Here is a 21,170-nt window from a genome sequence, read left to right as displayed (position 1 = left end):
CCCTCCGCCGGCCCCGACCCTCCGCCGGCCTACCCGGCAGCCAGCCGCCTCAGGGCAGGGCGGTGACGACGTCCGCCAGCGGCTTGCGGGCACCGGTGTAGAACGGCGTCTCCAGCCTGGTGTGCCGTCGCGTCGCGCTGGCCCGAAGGTGCCGGATGCAGTCGACGATCCGGTGCAGCTCATCCGCCTCGAAGGCGAGCAGCCACTCGTAGTCGCCCAGTCCGAACGAAGCCACCGTGTTGGCCCGGACGTCCTCGTACTCCCGGCCCATGATCCCGTGCTCGGCTAGCATCCCGCGCCGTTCATAGTCCGGCAGCAGGTACCACTCCAGCGAGCGGTTGAACGGGTAGACGCAGAGATAACCGCGGGGGTCCTCCCGCCGGACGAAGGCGGGGATGTGGTTCTGGTTGAACTCCGCCGGCCGGTGCAGGCCGACCGCCGACCACACCGGACGCAGGTGCCCGCCCAGGGCCGTCCGCCGGAACCGCTGGTAGGTCTCCTGCAGCAGGTCCGGGTCCGGGCTCGTCCACCAGACCATCAGGTCCGCATCGGCCCGGTAGCCCGAGATCTCGTAGACACCGCGGGTGTAGACGTCCTTGGCCAGCGCCCCGTCGAGCAGGGCGGTCGCCTCGTCGATCAGCGGGGTCCGCTCGGCGGGTAGCGGACGGTCGGCCGCGAAGACCGACCATCCCGTGTAGAGCAGCTCCGCGTTGAGTTCGCGGGCCGATTTCGTAGACTCCGACATTCCCAGCCTCCCTCACCGGCGGCCGGACGCGGTCCGGGCCGGTGCACGTGATCAGATTCCCGGGCCCACCGGATCGGCCGGACTGCCCTGCGCCGTCCGGGTAGCCCTCAGCACCGCGTGCGCGGCGGTCTCCCCCGACCGGATGCAGGCCGGGATGCCTACACCGTCGTATCCCGCGCCGGCCAGGGCGATCCCCACTGGAAGCCCCCGGCGCACCGCGGCGATTCGGTTGAGATGACCCGGCAGGTACTGCGGGAGTGCCCCGCCCCAGCGACTCACCCGGGTCGCTACCGGCCGACCGGACAGGCCGGTGATCTGCGCGATCTCCGCCGCCGCCACCCCGGCGAGCTCCACGTCCCCGCGCTGCAGGTCCTGTTCGGCACCGGCGCGGCCGATGCTCGCCCGCACCACCGTGAGCCGGTCGGAGCCCAGGTGCGGCCACTTGGCGGACAGGAAGGTGGCCGCCTTCACCGCGGTGCCCGCCCGGGCGGGCACGAGGAATCCGCTGCCGGGTGGCGGCGCGACATCCCGGTAGACCAGCGTCACCAGGCCGACCGAGGCGTAGGGCACACCGGCAAGCGGGGCGGAGGCATGCGGGGCCAGCGGCGCCAGCAGGGCACGGGCCACCCCGGCAGGCACCGCGAGGATCACGGCGTCGGCCTGGAACGGCCCGAGGGCGTCCGCGCCGCCCACCCGGTCACAGTTGACCTGCCAGCCGCCCGCGGTCTTCGCGATCGAGCGGACGAGCACCCCGGTGCGCACGGTGGCGCCGGACTGCGCCGCCACTCGCGCCGCGAAGGAGCCCAGCCCCCCCCGAAGCGTGGCGAACAGCGGCGCCGTCGAGGTCGTCGTCGCGGGTCCGGTACGGGCCCGCACCCGGTGCGCGCCGAGGAGCAGCGAGCGGTCCTCGGCGAAGATGGGGACAAGCTGGGGCACGGTCGCCCGCAGCGACAGCGCGTCCGCCCGGCCCGCATACACCCCCCCGAGCAGCGGATCCACCAGCAGGTCGACGACTTCGCGCCCGACCCGCGTGCCCACGTAGCGACCGACGGTCGGATCGTCGGCGAAACGCGTCCGCGGCAACACCAGGTCGGCGGCGGCCCGCGCCAGCCCCCACGGGGACAGCACCCGCGAGCGGAGCAGGCCGAGGACGTCGGTCGGCACTCCGAGCAGGGTGTTCGGGGGGATGGGATGCAGCCGGCCGCGGATCCACAGTGACGCTGACGTCGTGGCCGGATGCACGATCTCGTGCCCGAGCCCGATCTGCCGGGCCAGGCGGAGTCCGTCGGGAACCCGGGCGAGGAAGGACTCCGCGCCCTCTTCGACGTCCAGACCCTCGATCGGGGTGGTACGCAGCTTGCCACCGACCCGGTCCGCCGCATCGAGGACGGTCACTTCGGCGTGCCCGGCCAGGGCGCGGGCGGCCGAGAGCCCGGCGATACCCCCACCGACGATCACAACCCGCACGTTCCTGCCGCCCTTCACGTTGAGTGGTGCCGCCCGCCAGCTTTCACCATCGGGCCGGTGCCAGTGAACCGGCCCGACGAAGGCGGATCACCTGCCCTGGACTCATCTGCCGTGGATCATCCGCCGTGGACGAGGTCGGCGACGTGCGCGAGCACGCCCGGATCGGTCTGCGGCAGCACCCCGTGGCCGAGGTTGAACACGTGCCCCTCCGCCTCGGCCCCGCGGGCGCAGACGTCACGCACCTTGGCGGCGAGCACCGGTTCGGGGGCGAAGACCGCGGTCGGGTCGAGGTTTCCCTGCACGGCGTGACCGGGCCCGATCCGCCGGGCGGCCTCGTCGAGAGGGACCCGCCAGTCGACGCCGACGACGTCCGCACCCGCCTGGCCCATCGCGGCGAGCAGCTCACCGGTGTTCACACCAAAGTGGATGCGCGGCACCTCACCGGCGAAGGCCGCCAGCACCCGAGCGCTGTGCGGCGCGACGTAGCGATGGTAGTCCGCCTCGTCCAGCGCCCCGGCCCAGGAGTCGAACAGCTGCAGCGCGTCGACACCGGCATCCACCTGGACCCGCAGGAAGGCGGTGGTGATGTCGGCGAGCCGGGCCAGCAGGGCGTGCCAGAGCTTCGGTTCGCTGTACATCAACGCCTTGGTGCGGGCGTGGTCGCGACTCGGTCCGCCCTCGATGAGGTAGCTCGCGAGGGTGAACGGCGCCCCGGCGAACCCGATCAGCGGGGTTGAACCCAGCTCGGCCAGCAGTAGCCGGACCGCGTCGGCCACGTAGGGAACGTCGTCCGGCTCCAGTGCACGCAACGCGGCGAGCCCGACGGCGTCCCGCACGGGCTCGGCCACCACCGGTCCGATCCCGGCGACGATGTCGATGTCGAGGCCGATCGCGACCAGGGGCACCACGATGTCGGAGAAGAAGATCGCCGCGTCCGGCCGGAACCGGCGTACCGGCTGGAGCGTGATCTCCGTGATCATCTCGGCGTCCCGGCAGGAGTCGAGCATGGCGACTCCCGCGCGCAGTGCCCGGTACTCGGGCAGGACCCGCCCGGCCTGACGCATGAACCACACCGGCGTGGTCCCGGGGTGCTCCCGTCGACAGGCACGCAGGAAGGGCGCGGTGTCGGCCAGGCCGGGCCGCCGGGCGAGCGCTGCACCGGTCGGCGGGGGCGAGACGCCACCCGGCCCGGATCCGGGTCGCGCGTCAACGTGGAGGACAGGCATGGGTCGATCGTTGCACGCCTGTGGGAGGTGTGGGAGTACGGCCGTAGCGGGATGGGCCACCACACGGGCCTGACGGCTCCCAGCGGCGAGGACCGGGGAGTACGAACCGGAACGTTGCACATCCGCTATCTTCTACTCTGAGTAGAAGAACTTCCAGGTTCAGCCGGTGTCGGGCGCTCCCGCCCGTCGAGGCCGCGCTCGGCGGACGGGGACGAACGATCGAGCGGACGTGACGAATCCCGCGGTCGCCGTGGCACGGCCACGGCGCGTCCCGGCGCCCGGAGCGCCAAGGCGCCCGGACAGTGGAACACCTCAGTGTCATCTGCTACGTCGTCTGCTACTACACCATCTGCTACGACGCCATCTGCTACGACGAGGAGTCACCGATGACCGGCCGTGCCCCGAGCGGCGCCTTCCAGCCCCTTGCCCTGGCCCGCGTCGTCTCGCTCGCCGAGGCGTCGTCCTTCCTTCTGCTGCTCGTCGCGACCGCGATCAAATACGGTGCCGGCCACCCGATCGGCGTGCGGATCCTCGGCCCGACCCACGGCGTGCTCTTCCTCACCTACTGCGCCCTCATCGGCTACCTCTCGATGGTCGGGCGCTGGCGCCGTAAGCGGACCGTACTCGCGCTGATCGCCGCGGTGCTGCCTGTCGCCCCGTTCTTCGTCGAGCGGCACTGGCTGCGCGGCGACGCCGTCCGGCTGGGCAGCGCGAAGCCGGCACGCCCCACCTCGAAGCCGGCCGGCCAGGCGGGCTGAGCCTGGGGCCGGCCCGACCCCACCGGCCCACAGACCGGGCGATCCGCCCCGCACCGCCCCGAGACGGGCTCACGCGACACGCCGGAGAGAATGCACGGACATCCGCTCGTCCCGTGGCACCGTCAGTCCGGTCGGAATTGGGGTAGAGGGTGCGCGTCATCCCGCGTTCCCCCTCCCTCCGGCCGTGGCGAATGGCGCGCGATCCGTGGTTATGCGCCCACCACGATCCAACGGGACGCATCACGGGCAGACGTGCGCGGGGAGTGGTGGTCGAGTGGAACAGGTCCGGGTGAGCGCCGAGGATCACATCGTTCTCGTCTGCATCGCATGCCGCGACGAGCGCATCTTCGAGCAACCTCCGTGCTCCGACGGGCACGGTAACGACTGCCCGGAGTGGGCCTGCACCTCCTGTGGCACCGCGGTGCTGGTCGGGCCGGCCCCCGCGGAGCGGCCGACGACCCGGCCGAGGCCCGTGCGCGAGACCCCCGCAGTCCGAGATCTCCGCAGCCGCGATCGTGCCGCCGCGCGGATCCCGGCGTGAGCCTGCACAGTTCCGCCCCTCAGCCGGGGTATTCCGGACACCGGCTCACCGGTTCCCGCCCGCACGCAACGGGACCGAACCCGTACGCTCCGGCGTCTGGCCAGCATGATCACGACCGACGTCCTACCGTTGCCGTCATGGGGGTCGCGCAGTCATCCGAGGCGAGCCCTCCGATCTTCCTCGCGGTCACCGACGCCCTGCGCGCGGGGATCGCGCGGCTACGCCCGGAGGTGGCGGTGCACGAGGTGGCGGCACCCACCCGGGTCGCGCCGTTCTCCTTCGCTCTGGCCGGCGGGCTGACTGGGGACGAGGCCGACACCGCGGCCGGCCGGCTCATCCTGCTCATGGATCCCCAGGGACAGCCGGCCTGGCAGGGCACGGCCCGCATCGTCTGCTACGCCCGCGCGAGCATCGACCGGGAGATCGCCGGCGATCCCCTGCTCGCCGAGGTCGCCTGGTCGTGGCTGCGGGAATCATTGGAGGCGCACGGCGCGGGCGTGCGCGCCCTGGGCGGCACGGTCACGGCCACCGCATCACAACGCTTCGGCGTGCTCGCGGCCGACGGGGACAGTTTCGACGTGGAGCTGCGCTGCTCCTGGTCACCCGACTGGGCGGAGACCGCCCTCGCATCCGACCGCGGCCCCGCGGGGCCGGACGCGCAGGGCCGGCTGCCTTGGAGCGCCTCGGCGACGGTCGCCCACCTGCTCGCGTTCGGGGACCTGCTCGCGGCCATGGCCGGGCTTCCCCCACAACTGTCCGGAGTCATCACGCTACCAGCTCGCCGGAGTTGACCGCGTCACACCGGCCCGCCGGACGGACAGCACCGCACCACCCACCGCGCGCCGCAGCCGACCCTCCACCGCGCGCACCTCCCATTACCGCGTCATTACAAAGCGTATAAATAACGCGATTCGCTGTAGGACACGGCTACCTCCGCCAGGATTCGGACGTACGATCACCGATCGTGACGTCGACGGTTCCTGAATCAACACAGCAGGTCAGCGGGGGTGTCAGCGCAGAGGTGGAGGTACAGCCCAGCACCGGTGCTCATGAGCCCATCCCGCTGCTCATCCCTGCGGACGGGGTACCCCCCGTCATCGTCGACACCGCGGAACTCGCCGCGGCGGCGGAACGCCTCGCGGCCGGCATCGGGCCGGTCGCGTTCGACGCCGAACGCGCGTCCGGTTACCGGTACGGCCAGCGGGCCTACCTCGTCCAGATCCGACGGCGGGGCACGGGCTCGCTGCTCCTCGATCCGATCGCGCTCGAGGATCTGAGCGTCATCCAGGACGCGGTGGGCGGGGTCGAATGGGTGCTGCACGCCGCCAGCCAGGACCTTCCGTGCCTGTCCGAGCTCGGTCTGCGGCCGAGTCTGCTGTTCGACACGGAGCTCGCCGGCCGGTTGCTGGGCTACGAACGGGTCGGGCTGGGGATAATGGTCGAACGGGTGCTGGGCTACGGGCTGGAGAAGGGCCATTCGGCCGCGGACTGGTCGACCCGCCCGCTTCCCGAGCCGTGGCTGCGCTACGCGGCACTCGACGTCGAGCTGCTGGTGGAGTTGCGCGACGCGCTCGAGGCGGAGCTGATCGAACAGAACAAGATCGAGTTTGCCCGGCAGGAGTTCGCCGCGATCGTCGCGGCCCCGCCACGCGAGCCACGGGCCGAGCCGTGGCGCCGGACGAGCGGGATCCACCGAGCCCGGTCCCGCCGCCAGCTCGCGGCGGTCCGGGCGATGTGGACCGCCCGGGACCGGCTCGCTCGTACCCGTGACGTCGCGCCGGGTCGCGTCCTCCCGGACAGCGCGATCATGGACGCCGTGCTGAACGCCCCCACCGACGCGGCCGCGCTGGTCCGGCTGCCCATCTTCTCCGGACCACGGATCCGCCGCACCGCGAACGTCTGGCTCGACGCCCTGCGTGGCGCCGCCGCACTGCCCGAGGAGGAGCTGCCCGCCCCGGCCGGACCGGGCGGCGACGGTCTGCCGCCGCCCAACCGCTGGGCCGAGCGCGACCCGGTGGCCGCGTCGCGGCTGGCCCGGGTGCGGGCCGCGCTGGCCGCCCTCGCCACCACCCACACGATGCCGGTGGAAAACCTCCTCGAGCCCGCGTTGTCCCGGCGGCTCGCCTGGTCCCCGCCGAATCCCCTGACGGACACGGCCGTCGCCGGGGCGCTGCGGGCCGGCGGGGCACGCCCCTGGCAGATCGAGCTGACGACCGCTCCCCTGCTCACCGTCCTCGCCGAGCCGCCCGCCCAACCGGCCGAACCGACGGAACCGGCCGAACCAGCAGCCGAGCCGGCGGGCTGACGACCGGATCCGCGGGTCGTGGGCCAGGGACAGACCGGCGCATCACGGCATCGGCCTCCCCGAACATCCGGCATCCATGGCTCCGGGATGTCTACCGGCTGGTAACCGCTGCCGTAGGCTAGCCGTGCCGGCGGTATCCGCGTCGGTGCCGGCTGGCTGTCCAGGCCCTGGAACCGGGTTTCGGACAACGGCCGACGTTCGACGGCGACGAACCGGCGGTCGGTGGCGGCCGCGGGTCGGGAGGTCCCGTGTTCGGATCATCCAGAAACTTCGTACGCGACGTCGTGTTCGTCGACGGGGTCCGAACCCCGTTCGGGAAGGCCAAGGGCGTCTACGCCGAGACCCGTGCCGACGATCTGATCGTGCGGGTGATCCGGGAGCTGCTGCGACGCAATCCTTCCCTCCCCCCCGAGCGGATCGACGAGGTGGCGATCGCGGCCACCACCCAGATCGGCGATCAAGGCCTGACCATCGGCCGGGTCGCCGCCATCCTGTCCGGGTTGCCGGAAACGGTGCCGGGCTTCGCGATCGACCGGATGTGCGCAGGCGCCGTCACGGCGGTGACCACGACGGCCTCGTCGATCGCCGTCGGCGCCTACGACGTGGCCGTGGCCGGCGGGGTGGAACACATGGGTCGCCACCCGATGGGCGAAGGCGCCGACCTCAACCCCCGGTTCGTCGCCGAACGGCTCGTGGACACCTCCGCGCTGGTGATGGGCTCGACCGCCGAGAACCTGCACGACCGGTACCCCAAGATCACCAAATCGCGAGCGGACGCCTTCGCTCTGGCCTCCCAGGAGAAGGTCGCCAAGGCGTACGCGAACGGTCAGATCCAGCCCGACCTCGTCCCGGTGGCCGCCCGGCACGTCGAGACGGGCTGGGAGTTCGTCACCGTCGACGAGCCGCCGCGACCGGACACCACGCAGGCGGGGCTCGCCGGGCTGCGCACGCCGTTCCGGCCGCACGGGCGGGTGACCGCGGGCAACTCCGCCGGGCTCAACGACGGCGCCACCGGCTGCCTACTCGCCGCCGCCGAGGTGGCGGCCGAGCTAAGCCTGCCGGCGAAGATGAGCCTGGTGGGTTTCGCGTTCGCCGGAGTCCCCCCCGAGGTGATGGGCGTCGGGCCGATCCCGTCGACGGAGAAGGCGCTGGCCCGCACCGGCCTGACCATCGACGACATCGGCCTGTTCGAGCTGAACGAGGCCTTCGCCGTGCAGGTCCTGGCCTTCCTCGACCACTTCGGCATCGCCGAGGACGATCCCCGGGTCAACCCGTACGGCGGGGCCATCGCGTTCGGTCACCCACTGGCGTCCAGCGGGGTGCGCCTGATGACCCAGCTCGCCCGGCAGTTCGCCGAGCATCCCGAGGTGCGCTACGGCATGACGGCGATGTGCGTGGGTCTCGGCATGGGCGCCACCACGATCTGGGCGAATCCGCACCACGCCGCGGCCAACTGAGCAGGTACGACGACCGAGCAGATACGACGACCAACCCGGGACGACCCGTCCGACACGACCGGGCCCGCGGCGGAACCGAGGGGAGATCCATGACCATCGACGAGGTGACCCTGTCCTTCCCGGGCGAGGTCGTCACGGCCGCCCACGTCCGCTACGCGCGGCTGCCCGGGGTGGCCGGGCCCGTCGCCCTGATCACCCTTGACAACGGTCATGACCACACCCGGCCGAACACCTTCGGCCCGGCCGGCCTGCGGTCCCTGCTCGCCGCCGTCGACGAGATCGAGGCGCACGACCCGCCGGTCGCCGCGATCGCCGTCACCGGCAAGCCGTTCATCTTCAGCGTGGGTGCGGACCTGTCCTTCCGCTCATCGCTCACTGACCCGGAGCGGATCCGCCCCTCGCTCGCGGCGCTCGGCCGCCTCGGGCACGAGGCCTTCGCCCGGGTGGGTGAGGGTCGCCTGGGTGACCGGAAGGTCCCGACCTTCGCCCTCGTCAACGGGGCTGCGCTGGGCGGCGGGCTGGAGCTGGCCCTGCACTGCGACTACCGGGCGCTGTCCGCCGGCATTCCCGCACTCGCCTTCCCAGAGGTCTTCCTCGGCCTTGTCCCGGGCTGGGGCGGCACCCAGCTGCTGCCCAACCTCATCGGCGCCGAAGGGGCGGTGTCCGTCGTCATCGGCAACGCGCTCAGCCAGAACCGCATGCTGCGCGGCCGGCAGGCGTTCGAGCTGGGTCTCGGGGACGTGCTGCTGGAGCCGGCTGACTTCCTGGCGGAGGCGCTGCGCTGGGTGGGCCAGGTGCTGCGCGGCGATGTCGACCCGGTGGCCGCCCGCGCGCCGGTCGAGCGGGGGGCGGGCTGGGCGGAGGCGATCGCACGGGGCCGGGCGCTCGCCGACGCGAAGCTGCACGGGGCCGCGCCGGCCGCCTACCGGGCGTTGGACCTCCTCGCGCTCGCCGAGACCGCCGACCGCGCCACCGGGTACGCGGCCGAGACCGAGGCCCTCGCCGATCTGTCCGTCAGCGACGAACTTGCCGCCAGCCTGTACTCCTTCGACCTCGTGCAGAAGCGGGCGAAGCGGCCGGTGGGCGGGCCGGAGCCGGCGCTGGCCCGGCCCGTGACGAAGGTCGGGGTGGTCGGCGCAGGCCTCATGGCAAGCCAGCTCGCCCTCGTGTTCGCGCACCGGCTCGAGGTGCCGGTGGTGCTCACCGACATCGACCAGGCCCGGCTCGACGCCGGGGTCGCGGGGGTCCACCAGGAGATCGACAACCTCCTACTACGCCACCGCATCACCCCCGACCAGGCGAACCGCTACAAGGCGAACGTCATCGGATCCCTGACCAAGGACGCCTTCGCGGACGCGGACCTCGTCATCGAGGCCGTCTTCGAGAACCTGGCCGTCAAGCGGACCGTGCTCGCGGAGCTCGAGGCCGTCGTGGCGCCCACGGCCGTGCTCCTGACGAACACCTCGGCGCTGTCGGTCACCGAGATGGCCGCTGGGCTCGATCATCCCGAACGGGTAGCCGGGCTGCACTTCTTCAATCCGGTGTCGGTCCTCCCCCTGGTCGAGGTGGTCCGCGCTGCCCGCAGCGACGACGCCACCATCGCGACGACGCTGGCCGTGGCGAAGAACCTGAAGAAGAACGCGGTCCTGGTCGCCGATGCCCCGGCGTTCGTCGTCAACCGGCTGCTGACCCGGTTCCTCGGGGAGGTGCTCGGCGCGACAGAGGGCGGTACACCGCTCGAGGAGGCCGACCACGCCCTCGATCCGCTGGGGCTGCCGATGTCCCCGATGACCCTGCTCACCCTCGTCGGGCCGCCGGTCGCCCTGCACGTCGCGGAAACACTGCACGCGGCGTTCCCGGACCGGTTCCGGCGGCCGACGGCTCTCGCCCGGCTGGTCGAGGCGGGCCGGAGCGGCGTCTACACCACGGGCCCGGACGGCGTCCAGACCGTCGACCCGGACGCCGCCGCGCTCATCTCCACGCCGTCCCCGGCCGCCATCCCGCTGACCGGAGACGAGGTACGCGAGGCGGCGCTGCGCGCGCTCGCCGAGGAGATCCATCTGATGCTGACCGAGAAAATCGTCGCGGAGGCCGCCGACATCGACCTGTGCATGATCCTCGGCGCCGGCTGGCCGTTCCACCTCGGCGGCATCACGCCCTACCTGGACCGTAGCGGCATCAGCGAGGCCGTCCCCGGGCAGCGCTTCGCCCCGCCGGGAGTCGCCACCCTGCGCTGATCCAATCGGCCGCCCTGACCATCGGCGCCGGTCAGGCCGTGCGGACCGGTGGCTCGTCGTCGCCACCGCCGCGTCGGCCATCGCCGGGGGAATCATCGAACGGGCCCGGCTGCTGAAGATCCGGGGGCAGCGACGGGTCCAAGGAGAACGGGGCGCCGGGCGTCAGCAGGCAGTAGCTTCCGGATTCCTTTCCCACCTGGTACGTCTCGTGGCTCGCCGCGGCGCTGCCGCGCCGGACGTCGACCTGAACCTCCCGGACCGTCGGGGAACCCACGGACCGGTGGATCTGCACTCTTCGCACGGCGAACGAGGCGATACCGCCCTGGACATCGTCCAGAGCCCGCATGATGATGGTGAACTCGGACGCTGGCCGGCGTTCCTGGACCGACGGGCAGAGGCGGACGTAAGCGGCCTCGTAGCGCGAGTCCCTGACCTCCATCAGGTAGGCGCGGACGGCGTTGGCAGGGCCGTCGGTGGAGCGGAGGAGCAGGAACAGACCGGTTCCACCCGCGCCGGTCAGGAGGGCGAGCACGAGGACGAGCGGAATCAGCCACCGGGCCCGACTACGGCGGGGCGCCGGCGGCCCGCCCGGCCACCCGGGGCCGCCCCACGAGATCGGCGGGACGGGCGGGGGCCACCCGGGTGGCCGTTGCGGGTCATGGTGCACCCCCCACCCTCCTCCCACTTCCTCACATTCGCTCCTGCATCGCATCATCAGTACACAACAGCCGAGCACCCCGCTGCCGTAGGGCGACACCGACGAGCGCCCAGACCAGGTCGGCGATCGTGGCAAGAAGCCGCGCCACCAACGCGACCAGGGTCGCCGGCCCGCTGGCGACCGCCGGCGCCAGCGCCAGCACCAGCACCGCCTCCCGCACCCCCGCCCCGGCGGGCAGCACCAGTACCAGGAATCCGGCGGTCCAGGCCAGGGCATAGGCCCCGAGGGAGAGCAGCAACAGCCGGCCGCCACCGACCGCCGGATGCAGATCCCGGACGAGCAGCCAGGTCGCCACCCCGTAGCAGCAGAAGCTGAGCAGCAACCAGCCGGCTCCGGCGGCGACGGCCCGCGGGGGCAGCGGTTCGGTCAGCGGTGGGCGGCGCAGCAACCGGAATGCCAGCGCCAGCAGGCGGGACAGCACCGGGGGACAGAGCACGACGACGAAGACGGGCACGACCGCCAGCGCCCACCAGTAGTCGGCGAGCGCCTGCGCGGAGACGAACGGCAGGGTGACCGCCGCGGCGAGCCCCCCGCTCGGCACCGCGAGCGCCAACACGACCAGGCTCGCCGAAGCTGCCTTCGGCCGGGAGACGCCGTGGTCGCGGGAGAGCTCCATCTGCGCGAGCACCGGCCACACGCTGCCCGGGATATACTTGCCGATCTGCCCGACGAAGAAGATCCGTACGGCGGCCCGCAGGGGAAGCGCGGCGCCCAACCCCCCCAGCAACGCCCGCCAGGACAGCACGGTGGTACCGACGGCAAGCACGGTGACCACACCCGAGGCCACCACGCCGCCCACGCTGAGCGAGCGGACGGACTCCTCGATCTCGTTCCACTGGCTGACCATGGCGAGAACCAGTAGCCCGAGGGCCACCAGAAGCGCACCACGCACGGCCCACCAGCGTGGGCCGCGCCCAGCCCGGCGGCGGGAGGCGGCGCCCTGGCGCGCCGACACGGTGTGCTCACCCACCTGGTCAGCCTAGGACGGCGGTCGGGCCGCCACCGCGCCGGGCCCCGACACGGTGGCGGCCCGACACGGTGGCGGGTCCTTGCCCGTCGGAGCCCGATGACCGGGCGACACCCGGGTGCGTCCGGGATCAGCGCACCCGAGTCAGAGCACCGGGGGTCAGCGCTGGTCGCCGATGGCCTCGCCCGCCGGGGCCGCTTCGCCGGGCGAGGTCGGGTCGTCCTCGATCGCCGGCTGGCGCTTCGCGACGGCCTCGACGACCTTGCGGGCGAGGTCCTGCGGGGCAAGCCCGACCTCGGCCATGACCTCGTCCCGCTTGCCGTGGTCGAGGAAGCGCTGGGCGATGCCGAAGTCCCGCAGGGGCACGTCGACGTCGGCGTCGCGCAGCAGCTGGGCCAGCGCCGCCCCGACCCCGCCGACCCGGCCGTTATCCTCGACGGTGACGACGAGGTCGTGGGCGCGGGCAAGATCGATCAGCGCCGGGTCCAGTGGCTTGACCCACCGCGGGTCGACAACGGTGATGCCGATGCCCTGGCTCGCGACCCGCTCCGCGACCTCCAGGCAGGTGGCGGCCATCGCGCCGATGGAGACCAGCAGCACCTCGCGGCGCTGGGCCACCTTCGGCGAACGGTAGAGCACGTCCACCCCGCCGACCGTGTCAATCGCCGGCACGTCCACGGCGACCTTGCCCTTGGGGAAACGCACGACGGTCGGGCCGTCGGTGTCACCCACGGCCTCACGCAGCTCCGCCCGCAGGGTCGGTGCGTCCCGCGGGGCGGCGATCGCGAGCCCCGGGACGACCTGCAGGAACGACAGGTCCCACATGCCGTTGTGCGAAGCCCCGTCCTCCCCGGTGATGCCGGCCCGATCGAGCACGAACGTCACGGGCTGGCGGTGCAGGGCGACGTCCATCAGGACCTGGTCGAACGCGCGGTTGAGGAACGTGGCGTAGAGACACACGACGGGCCTGAGCCCACCCATCGCGAGCCCGGCGGCCGAGGTGACGGCGTGCTGCTCGGCGATACCGACGTCGAACACCCGGTCCGGGTAGGCCTTGGCGAAGGCGCCGAGACCAACCGGCTGGAGCATCGCGGCGGTCAGCGTGACGACGTCGGGCCGCTCGGAACCGATCTGCACGATCTCGTCCGAGAAGATGCTCGTCCAGCTGATGGTCTTCGACGTCGACACCGGCTTGCCGGTCGCCGGGTCGATGATGCCGACGCCGTGGAAGTTGTCGGCATCGTCCTGCTCCGCCGGCGGGTAGCCGAAGCCCTTGCGGGTCACGCAGTGAACGATGACGGGCCCGCCGAAATCCCGAGCCCGGCGCAGGGCCGACTCGACCGCGACGACGTCGTGGCCGTCGACCGGGCCGACGTACTTCAGGCCGAGGTCCTCGAACATGCCCTGCGGCTGGACGACGTCCTTGATGCCCTTCTTGATGCCGTGCAGCGCGTCGAACAGCGGGGGGCCGACCAGCGGAGTGCGGCCGAGGACCTGCTTGACGACGTCGAGGACCTGCTCGTACTCGGGCGCCAGCCGCAGCGCGGCGAGGTGGTCGGCGAGGCCGCCGATCGTCGGTGCGTAGGAGCGGCCGTTGTCGTTGACGACGATGACGACGGGCCGGTCGTCGGCGGCGATGTTGTTCAGCGCCTCCCAGCACATCCCGCCGGTCAGGGCGCCGTCACCGACGACGGCGACGACGGCCCGGTCCTCACCACGCAGCGCGTAGGCACGCGACAGCCCGTCGGCGTAGGACAGGGCGGTCGAGGCGTGCGAGTTCTCGATGATGTCGTGCTCGGACTCGGCCCGGCTGGGGTAGCCGGAAAGGCCACCCCGCTGGCGCAGCCCGGAGAAATCGTCCGCCCGGCCGGTCAGAATCTTGTGCACATAGGACTGATGACCAGTGTCCCAAAGGATGCGGTCGAATGGCGAATCAAACACACGATGTATTGCCAACGTCAGCTCGACAGCCCCCAGATTCGGCCCGAGGTGACCTCCCGTACGCGCGACTGCGTGAATGAGGAAATCACGGATCTCGGCCGCCAGGGTGGCGAGCTCCTCGTGGTCGAGGCGCTTGACGTCCTGCGGACTACTGATCGTGGACAGAAGCGACACGGCGTGAACTCCCTCTCCCGAAAGGGGATCGGTCCGGGTCCGGCAAAGTCTACGCAGCCCGTCTGGCCCCTTGCAGACGGGCACCCGACATGTGAGTTCCTCGTAGACCGTCAGGCAATAGGCCTGATCGCGGTAGAATCCACCTCCCCGGTTGTCCACTATTGGTCCGGATCCGAGTACGCGGATGCACACACTCTGTCGGCGTGGCGCGCGGGCGACACGCCGGCACGACCTGGTCGTGCCGGGAGCGGCCGGAAGTGGAGTCCACGGCGCTCCGGCGACACTTCTGGTACCGACGCAATCACACCAGGTTCGGATTCCGGTCCGCGCCGCGCGGCTCGAGCAGTGCCACGCACTCGACGTGGGCGGTCATCGGAAACAGGTCGAAGGCGCGCAACACGACGAGGTCGTAGCCCGCGGCCGCCGCGGCGGCGAGGTCCCGACCCAGCGCGACAGGATCGCAGGCGACGTAGGCGACCGCGCGGGGGCGATGGGCGAGCAGCGCGGCCACCACCGCCGGGCCCGCCCCGGTGCGCGGCGGGTCGAGCACCGCGAGATCGACCCGGCCGGCCGGCCCGCCCGTACCGACCACCCCACGAACGGTAGCCGGTGTCACCCGCAACGCCCGCAGCGAGACCCATGGCAGATCGGCGAGGTTGTTCGCCGCGGCCGCGACCGACGCGGCGTCGGACTCCAGCGCGATGACGCGGCCAGCGGCGCCGACATCCTCCGCGAGGAACGCCGCGAACAGGCCCGTCCCGGCATACAGGTCGAGCGCGGTCTCCCCGGCTCGGGGACGCAGGGCCTCGCGGACCGCGTCCACCAGCACGCCGGGAGCCGCCGGATGGACCTGCCAGAACACCTCCGGCCCGAGCCGGAACCTCCGCCCCCCCACCACCTCGACGACCTCCCCGGGGGCTCCGACCTCCCCGGGATCCTCGCCGGTCCCGGCGTGCTCGTCGTTGACGACCGTCCCGGCACCGGCGGGATGCACCGCCACGGCCACCTGCCCGGTCGCCGGGCTGGCCGCGACCTCGACGGCGTCGGCCCCAGGAAACCGCCGGCCGGCGAGCGCCGCGAGGACGAGGGGGTGGGCGATGCGGCAGTCCGGCGCCGCCACCACCTCGTGCGAGCGGCTCGCCCGCAGCCCGACCTCGCCGCCGGCCGTCACCGCGAAGCGCATCCGGGTCCGCCACGCCAGTCCGTCGTCGGCGCCACCGGACCGGTCGGATCCGGTCAGCCGCTCCGGGGCGCCGACGGGCACCGCCTCGACCAGCACCTCCAGCGCCGGCTCGGCGCCGGGTCCGGCCTCGGCCGCCGTCCCCAGGCCGGACCCGGCGTGCGCGGGGCTGACCCGGGCGTCGAGGCCGCCGAACCGCCGAAGGGCGTCGGCCACGACCTCGGCCTTACCGCGCCGCTGCGCCGCGAGGCCGGCATGCTGCCAGTCGCACCCCCCGCACAACCCTGGACCGGCGTGCGGGCAGGGCGCGACCACCCGGTCCGGCGAGGGCGTCAGGACGGCGACCGCGTCCGCCCGCCAGTACCGCTCGTGGGAGGCGTCGGTAACTCGGGCACGAATCCGTTCGCCGGGCAGGGCATGGCGGACGAACACCACCCGACCGCCCGAGCGGGCGACGCAGAAGCCGCCGTGGGCCACCGGCCCGACGTCGAGGTCGAGCAGCGAGCCGACCGCGGTCCCCGGCACGCGGGCCTGCCGTGCGGTGCCCCCGGAGACGCGCGATCGCGCGGGCCGACGCTGTCGACTCACCGCTTCCGCTCCAACGGGCCGGGAAGCGTGGCCCGGCCCTGTCGCACCGCGCCCGCCCCGGTCCGTTCGAACCGCTGCTCGGCCAGCCTGGACGAGGCGAGCTGCCAGGGCACGCTGGTGACCATGACGCTGGGCTGGAAGAGCAGCCGGGCCTTGAGCCGCAGCGCGCTCTGGTTGTGCAGGAGATGCTCCCACCAGTGACCGACGACGTACTCGGGGACGTAGACGGCGACGACGTCGCGGGGGCTCTCCCGCCTGATCCGGGCGACGTAGTCCAGCACCGGGCGGGTCACCTCCCGGTAGGGGGAGGCCAGCACCACGAGATCGACGGTGATCCCCCGCTCCGTCCACGCCTTGCGGAGCCGATCGGCCTCCGCCTGGTCGACGGCGACCGTGACTGCGACGAGGCTGTGCGGCCGCGACGCCTTGGCGTAGGCCAGGGCCCGCAGTGTCGGGGCATGGATCTTACTGACGAGGACGACGGCGTGGATCCGGGAGGGCAGGGTCGGCGGCCCGGGTTCCGGGGTGAGTTCGACCGCGACCCGGTCGTAGTGAGCCCTGATCCCCCGCATCCCGAGAAAGATGATCGGGATAGCCAGACAGACGATCCAGGCACCGTGGGTGAACTTCGTGACCAGCACGAGGATCAGCACGGTGCCGGTGAGGCAGGCGCCGAAGAAGTTGATCGCCTGAGACCGGCGGATCCGCCGGCGGGCGGCCGGATCGGACGCCACCGGGTCGTCCGAGCGCAGGATGCGTGTCCAGTGCCGCACCATCCCGGTCTGGCTGAGGGTGAACGAGATGAAGACCCCGAGGATGTAGAGCTGGATCAGGGCGGTGACCTGCGCGTCGAACACAACGATCAGCAGGATCGCGAAGCCGGCAAGCAGCACGATCCCGTTGGAGTAGGCCAGTCGGTCACCGCGGGTGTATAGCTGACGCGGCAGGTAGCCGTCGCGGGCGAGGATCGAACCCAGCACCGGGAAGCCGTTGAAGGCGGTGTTCGCCGCCAGCATCAGGATGAGAGCGGTGACGACGGCGATGTAGCCGAAGCCGGGCGATCCGTCCCCGAAGACGGCGGCGGCGACCTGGGCGATCACGGTCGGCTGCTCACCACTGGCGCCAATCAGGTCCCCGGTGTGCTCAGCGACATGCACGTCGGAGATCAGAGCCAGCGCGGTGACGCCGCCGAACATCGTGACTGCGATAAGCCCCAGCATCAGCAGGGTGGTCGCGGCGTTGCGGCTCTTGGGCTTCCGGAACGCGGGCACCCCGTTACTGATCGCCTCGACCCCGGTGAGCGCCGTGCATCCCGAGGCGAACGCCCGCAGCACCAGGAACACCAGGGCGAATCCCGCGTAGTCACGCTCGGCGACCACCTGGTAGCCGGCACTCTCGGCCCGCGGCGGATGACCGACGGCCGCCTGGACCAGCCCGGTGACGATCATTACGAAGATACCGAGCACGAAGCCGTAGGTCGGGATGGCGAACGCCGTGCCGGACTCGCGCACCCCACGCAGGTTCATTATCGTCAGTAGGACGACAATGACGACCGCGAGGAGCACCTTGTGCGCGGCGAGCCCGGTGATAGCGGACGTCAGGTTCGCGACACCGGCCGACACCGACACCGCGACCGTGAGGACGTAGTCAACCAGCAGGGAACTGGCCACCAGCAGGCCGGCCCGCGGGCCCAGGTTGACCGAGACGACCTCGTAGTCGCCGCCGCCGCTCGGGTAGGCGTGCACGTTCTGCCGGTAGGACGCCACCACCGTCAGCATCAGGATGGCGACGGCTCCAGCAAGCCAGGGCGAGATGTGGTAGAAGGCCAGCCCACCCAGCGACAGGACAAGCAGGATCTCCTCGGTCGCGTACGACACCGAGGAAAGGGCATCGCTCGCGAAGACGGGCAAAGCGATGCGTTTAGGGAGCAATGTCTCCCCAAGCCGGTCGCTCCCGATCGGTCGACCGACGAAACCGCGCTTGAGGCGGTCCGTGAGCGCCACGCGGCGATGCTACCGACGCCAGCCACGCAGTTCAGCACCAGTGTGATGTGGCACACAGATACTCCGTATCCGGAGATCCGGCCACGTGACCTGCGCCGGTCAGCCCGGATCGGACTACCCTCAACCCTTGTGCATGTCGTGATCCTCGGCTGCGGCCGAGTCGGCTCCGCGCTTGCCCGCAGCGTCGAACGGTTCGGCCACTCAGTGGCAATCATCGACCAGAACCCCGCCGCGTTTGGGCGGCTACCGCAGGATTTTACCGGTCTGCGGGTCACCGGGATGGGCTTCGATCGCGACACCCTCATCGAGGCGGGCATCGAGCAGGCCGCCGCGTTCGCCGCCGTCTCCAGCGGGGACAATTCGAACATCATCGCCGCCCGGGTGGCCCGCGAGATGTTCGGGGTCGAGCGGGTCGTCGCGCGGATCTACGATCCCCGCCGGGCCGAGGTCTACGAGCGGCTCGGGATCCCCACCGTCGCCACGGTGCGCTGGACCCGGGACCAGATCCTCGACCGGCTCCTACCCGACACTGTCACGCCGCAGTGGTCCGACCCGTCGGGCTCGGTGCTGCTGACCGCTATCCCACCCGGACCCGCCTGGGTGGGCCGCCGGATCCGGGAGTTGGAGGAGTCCGCCGGGGTACGGGTGGTCTGCGTGACCCGGTTCGGCGAGGGTGTCCTGCCCGACGCCCGCACCCTCGTCCAGGACGGTGACGTGGTGCACGTGGCAGTGACGAAGGCGCACGCCTCCGAGGCGGACACGGTGCTGCGCACCGGGCCGGACGGCAAGGGCTCCGGGTAGATCCGGGCAGATCTGGACAGATCTGGACAGATCCAGGTAGACGATGCCGCGCGAAGAGGAGAAGCGATGAGTGTGCGCCGGGTGGTGATCGCGGGGGCGGGCAAGGTCGGCCGGTCCATCGCCGCCGAACTGCTGGAGAACGGCTCCGAGGTGCTCATCATCGAGCGGGATCCGCAGAAGATCCGGACCGACGCGCTACCGGAGGCCCGGTGGCTACTCGCGGACGCCTGCGAGCTGTCCCAACTCGACGCGGCCGGGCTGAATGAGTACACCGTCCTGGTGGCCGCCACCGGGGACGACAAGGTGAACCTCGTCGTCTCGTTGCTCGCGAAGACCGAGTTCGGCGTGCCCCGGGTAGTGGCGCGGGTCAACCATCCCAAGAACGAGTGGCTGTTCACCGAGTCGTGGGGGGTGGACGTGGCGGTGTCCGCGCCGCGCCTAATCACGGCTCTGGTCGAGGAGGCCGTCAGCGTCGGCGACCTCGTCCAGCTGATGCGGTTCCGGCAGAGCGATGCATCCCTCGTCGAGCTGACGCTGGCCGAGAACGCGCCGGTGATCGGCCAGCGGCTCAGCGAGATCACCCTGCCGGCGGATAGCGCCTTGGTGGTGATCCTGCGTGACGGACGGGCGGTCGTTCCCTCGCCCGACGCCACGTTGGAAGACGGCGACGAGATTCTCGCGGTCACGACAAATGCCGAGGCTGAGGAGAAGCTCGCCGTGCTGCTCGGTCAGGCACAGGCAGGCGCGGGCGCGCCGGGCTGACGCGCGACAGGCTGGCGATGCGGAGGCGGTCAGCCGGCAGGCCGCCGCTCGCCGCGCGGGGGCTCGCCGCGCGGGGCGTCCCCGGCCAGCACCTCGTCGGCCAGCACCTCGCCGGCCACGACCGTCGAGTCGGTGGCGGCGGGGGGCAGCGGTGCGATCCGGCGGACGATGGCGAAGCTGGCCAACAGCGCGACACCGAACAGCGGAAGTCCCAGGGCGATGTTGGCCGCGGCCAGCCAGCCGGGCTGGTCGGCGAGGTAGAGCACCCCCTGCACGACGAACCGCACACCGAACACAGCGATCCAGACCACTGTCGCCCACACCGCGGCTCGCCGCTGGCAGGGTACCCGCTGCCAGCTCGCATAGCGGCTGTCCAGACCGGCCATGAGATACCCCGCCACCGGCCGGCGCAGGACGATCGACAGCAGGGCCACCACCCCCCAGAACGCGTTCTTCGCGATGCTGGGCAGGAAGAACCCCTTCGCATTCCCGGTACGGGAGGCCACGAATGCGGCGACCGCCACGGCGAACAACCCCGAGAAGGTCTGCTGGGTCGGCTCACGGCGCACGATGCGCAGCGCCAGCAGAGCGGCCGCCGTGGCAATGGCGACCGCGGTGCCGGCGGTCAGTCCGGCCTCGGCGTTCACCGTCACGAACGCCACGGTGGGCACGGAGCTGTCGATGATCCCCCGTGGGCCGCCGATGGCCTCGGACATCGTCATCGGCGACGTGTCGGGAGATGGCGTACGTGGCATGTCTGGTTGGGATCCCGTCGGGTTGGGCGGACCCGCCGACCTAGGCGCTCGCCGACGGAACGGGGAGTAGTTCGTAACGCGGGTTGAAGATGATCGGACGGTTCTCCTGCACGGTAACGCGCCCGGAGGCCTTGACCGACGCGCCAGCCCGCAGGCCCGGGATGTCCCGGCGGCCGAGGAAGACCAACGTGACGGTGCCGCTACCGTCGTAGATGTCGACCTCCAGGGCCGGTGCACCCGACCGCGCACGTACCGTCACGGCCTGGATGGTACCCGCGACGCAGATCTCGTCCCGGTCACGACAGCCGCTCATCGGGGCGGCACCCGCCGCCGCCGAGGCCGCCTGGAGGTCCTCGGCGTCGAGCTCGCTCGTCCCTGCTGTCAGTCTGTGGAGCTTGCGCCCCAACCAGCCGCGTGACTCGCCCACGGCTCCTCCGATCCGGCTCGCCGGCGACTCGGCGCAGGCAACTGCGGCTCGAGCACGTCCAACACGTTCACACGTCTCATGCAACGCATGACCGGTGCTCAATGTGCCCGCCCCGCAT

The 21,170-nt window shown here is 71.9% G+C and carries 17 protein-coding genes; 7 read left to right on the top strand and 10 right to left on the bottom strand.

What is annotated here, in order from left to right; translation table 11 throughout:
- Nucleotides 1–49: 49 nt before the first annotated feature.
- From hemQ to hemE, 3 genes are all read right to left on the bottom strand, one after another.
- A complete protein-coding gene (gene hemQ / locus AC08OO_RS04510; protein WP_476606217.1) occupies nt 50–745 on the bottom strand; it encodes a hydrogen peroxide-dependent heme synthase in 696 nt (231 codons plus the stop codon).
- Between the two features lie 51 nt (nt 746–796).
- A complete protein-coding gene (gene hemG, locus AC08OO_RS04505; RefSeq protein ID WP_476609784.1) occupies nt 797–2,212 on the bottom strand; it encodes a protoporphyrinogen oxidase in 1,416 nt (471 codons plus the stop codon).
- Between the two features lie 116 nt (nt 2,213–2,328).
- Nucleotides 2,329–3,438 (bottom strand): uroporphyrinogen decarboxylase, encoded by a 1,110-nt coding sequence (gene hemE / locus AC08OO_RS04500; protein ID WP_476609783.1) that lies wholly within the window; start codon nt 3,436–3,438, stop codon nt 2,329–2,331.
- Between the two features lie 302 nt (nt 3,439–3,740).
- On the opposite strand from hemE, the gene AC08OO_RS04495 reads away from it, so the two are divergent.
- From AC08OO_RS04495 to AC08OO_RS04475, 5 genes are all read left to right on the top strand, one after another.
- Nucleotides 3,741–4,196 carry a DUF3817 domain-containing protein gene (locus tag AC08OO_RS04495; protein WP_476609782.1) on the top strand — a complete coding sequence of 152 codons (456 nt, stop codon included), beginning with the start codon at nt 3,741–3,743 and terminating at the stop codon, nt 4,194–4,196.
- Between the two features lie 678 nt (nt 4,197–4,874).
- Nucleotides 4,875–5,528 (top strand): DUF3000 domain-containing protein, encoded by a 654-nt coding sequence (locus tag AC08OO_RS04490; protein WP_476606213.1) that lies wholly within the window; start codon nt 4,875–4,877, stop codon nt 5,526–5,528.
- Between the two features lie 173 nt (nt 5,529–5,701).
- On the top strand, nt 5,702–7,042 hold the full coding sequence (locus tag AC08OO_RS04485) for an HRDC domain-containing protein (protein ID WP_476618257.1): 1,341 nt from the start codon (nt 5,702–5,704) through the stop codon (nt 7,040–7,042).
- A 248-nt stretch (nt 7,043–7,290) separates the two neighbouring features.
- The gene (locus tag AC08OO_RS04480) at nt 7,291–8,499 is read left to right on the top strand and encodes a thiolase family protein (RefSeq protein WP_011435773.1); all 1,209 of its coding nucleotides are present in this window, start codon (nt 7,291–7,293) and stop codon (nt 8,497–8,499) included.
- A gap of 89 nt (nt 8,500–8,588) precedes the next feature.
- Nucleotides 8,589–10,736 carry a 3-hydroxyacyl-CoA dehydrogenase NAD-binding domain-containing protein gene (locus AC08OO_RS04475; protein ID WP_476609780.1) on the top strand — a complete coding sequence of 716 codons (2,148 nt, stop codon included), beginning with the start codon at nt 8,589–8,591 and terminating at the stop codon, nt 10,734–10,736.
- Nucleotides 10,737–10,767: 31 nt separating this feature from the next.
- On the opposite strand, the gene AC08OO_RS04470 is transcribed toward AC08OO_RS04475, so the two are convergent.
- From AC08OO_RS04470 to AC08OO_RS04450, 5 genes are all read right to left on the bottom strand, one after another.
- The gene (locus AC08OO_RS04470) at nt 10,768–11,403 is read right to left on the bottom strand and encodes a hypothetical protein (RefSeq protein ID WP_476609779.1); all 636 of its coding nucleotides are present in this window, start codon (nt 11,401–11,403) and stop codon (nt 10,768–10,770) included.
- 22 nt (nt 11,404–11,425) lie between these two features.
- Nucleotides 11,426–12,424, bottom strand: coding sequence for a lysylphosphatidylglycerol synthase domain-containing protein (locus tag AC08OO_RS04465; protein WP_476606209.1), 999 nt, complete (start codon nt 12,422–12,424; stop codon nt 11,426–11,428).
- Nucleotides 12,425–12,580: 156 nt separating this feature from the next.
- Entirely contained in the window at nt 12,581–14,536 is a 1,956-nt protein-coding gene (gene dxs / locus AC08OO_RS04460) for a 1-deoxy-D-xylulose-5-phosphate synthase (RefSeq protein WP_476609778.1), read from the bottom strand.
- A gap of 301 nt (nt 14,537–14,837) precedes the next feature.
- Nucleotides 14,838–16,304: a class I SAM-dependent RNA methyltransferase gene (locus AC08OO_RS04455; RefSeq protein WP_476618256.1), complete on the bottom strand. Its 1,467-nt coding sequence runs from the start codon at nt 16,302–16,304 to the stop codon at nt 14,838–14,840.
- Nucleotides 16,301–18,307 carry an APC family permease gene (locus AC08OO_RS04450; RefSeq protein ID WP_476609776.1) on the bottom strand — a complete coding sequence of 669 codons (2,007 nt, stop codon included), beginning with the start codon at nt 18,305–18,307 and terminating at the stop codon, nt 16,301–16,303. Before AC08OO_RS04450 ends, AC08OO_RS04455 begins: the two co-directional genes overlap by 4 nt.
- A 129-nt stretch (nt 18,308–18,436) precedes the next feature.
- Here AC08OO_RS04450 and AC08OO_RS04445 point away from each other — a divergent pair, with 129 nt between their 5' ends.
- Together AC08OO_RS04445 and AC08OO_RS04440 are read left to right on the top strand one after the other, a co-directional pair.
- Complete coding sequence (locus tag AC08OO_RS04445; protein WP_476609775.1) at nt 18,437–19,108, top strand: potassium channel family protein; 672 nt, start codon at nt 18,437–18,439, stop codon at nt 19,106–19,108.
- Between the two features lie 30 nt (nt 19,109–19,138).
- On the top strand, nt 19,139–19,870 hold the full coding sequence (locus AC08OO_RS04440) for a potassium channel family protein (RefSeq protein WP_476606228.1): 732 nt from the start codon (nt 19,139–19,141) through the stop codon (nt 19,868–19,870).
- Nucleotides 19,871–19,899: 29 nt separating this feature from the next.
- On the opposite strand, the gene AC08OO_RS04435 is transcribed toward AC08OO_RS04440, so the two are convergent.
- Both AC08OO_RS04435 and AC08OO_RS04430 read right to left on the bottom strand, forming a co-directional pair.
- Nucleotides 19,900–20,625, bottom strand: coding sequence for a DUF3159 domain-containing protein (locus AC08OO_RS04435; RefSeq protein ID WP_476609774.1), 726 nt, complete (start codon nt 20,623–20,625; stop codon nt 19,900–19,902).
- 40 nt (nt 20,626–20,665) lie between these two features.
- A complete protein-coding gene (locus AC08OO_RS04430; protein ID WP_011435763.1) occupies nt 20,666–21,052 on the bottom strand; it encodes an OB-fold nucleic acid binding domain-containing protein in 387 nt (128 codons plus the stop codon).
- Nucleotides 21,053–21,170: the final 118 nt, after the last annotated feature.

Source organism: Frankia sp. CeCAU1, assembly GCF_977971845.1.
This window is presented reverse-complemented; position numbering and strand designations above follow the sequence as displayed.

Excerpts from the sequence above, each read along its gene's own strand:
- hemQ (WP_476606217.1), bottom strand. The coding sequence starts at position 745 with ATGTCGGAGTCTACGAAATCGGCCCGCGAACTCAACGCGGAGCTGCTC.
- hemE (WP_476609783.1), bottom strand. The coding sequence starts at position 3,438 with ATGCCTGTCCTCCACGTTGACGCGCGACCCGGATCCGGGCCGGGTGGC.
- AC08OO_RS04490 (WP_476606213.1), top strand. The coding sequence starts at position 4,875 with ATGGGGGTCGCGCAGTCATCCGAGGCGAGCCCTCCGATCTTCCTCGCG.
- AC08OO_RS04475 (WP_476609780.1), top strand. The coding sequence starts at position 8,589 with ATGACCATCGACGAGGTGACCCTGTCCTTCCCGGGCGAGGTCGTCACG.
- AC08OO_RS04435 (WP_476609774.1), bottom strand. The coding sequence starts at position 20,625 with ATGCCACGTACGCCATCTCCCGACACGTCGCCGATGACGATGTCCGAG.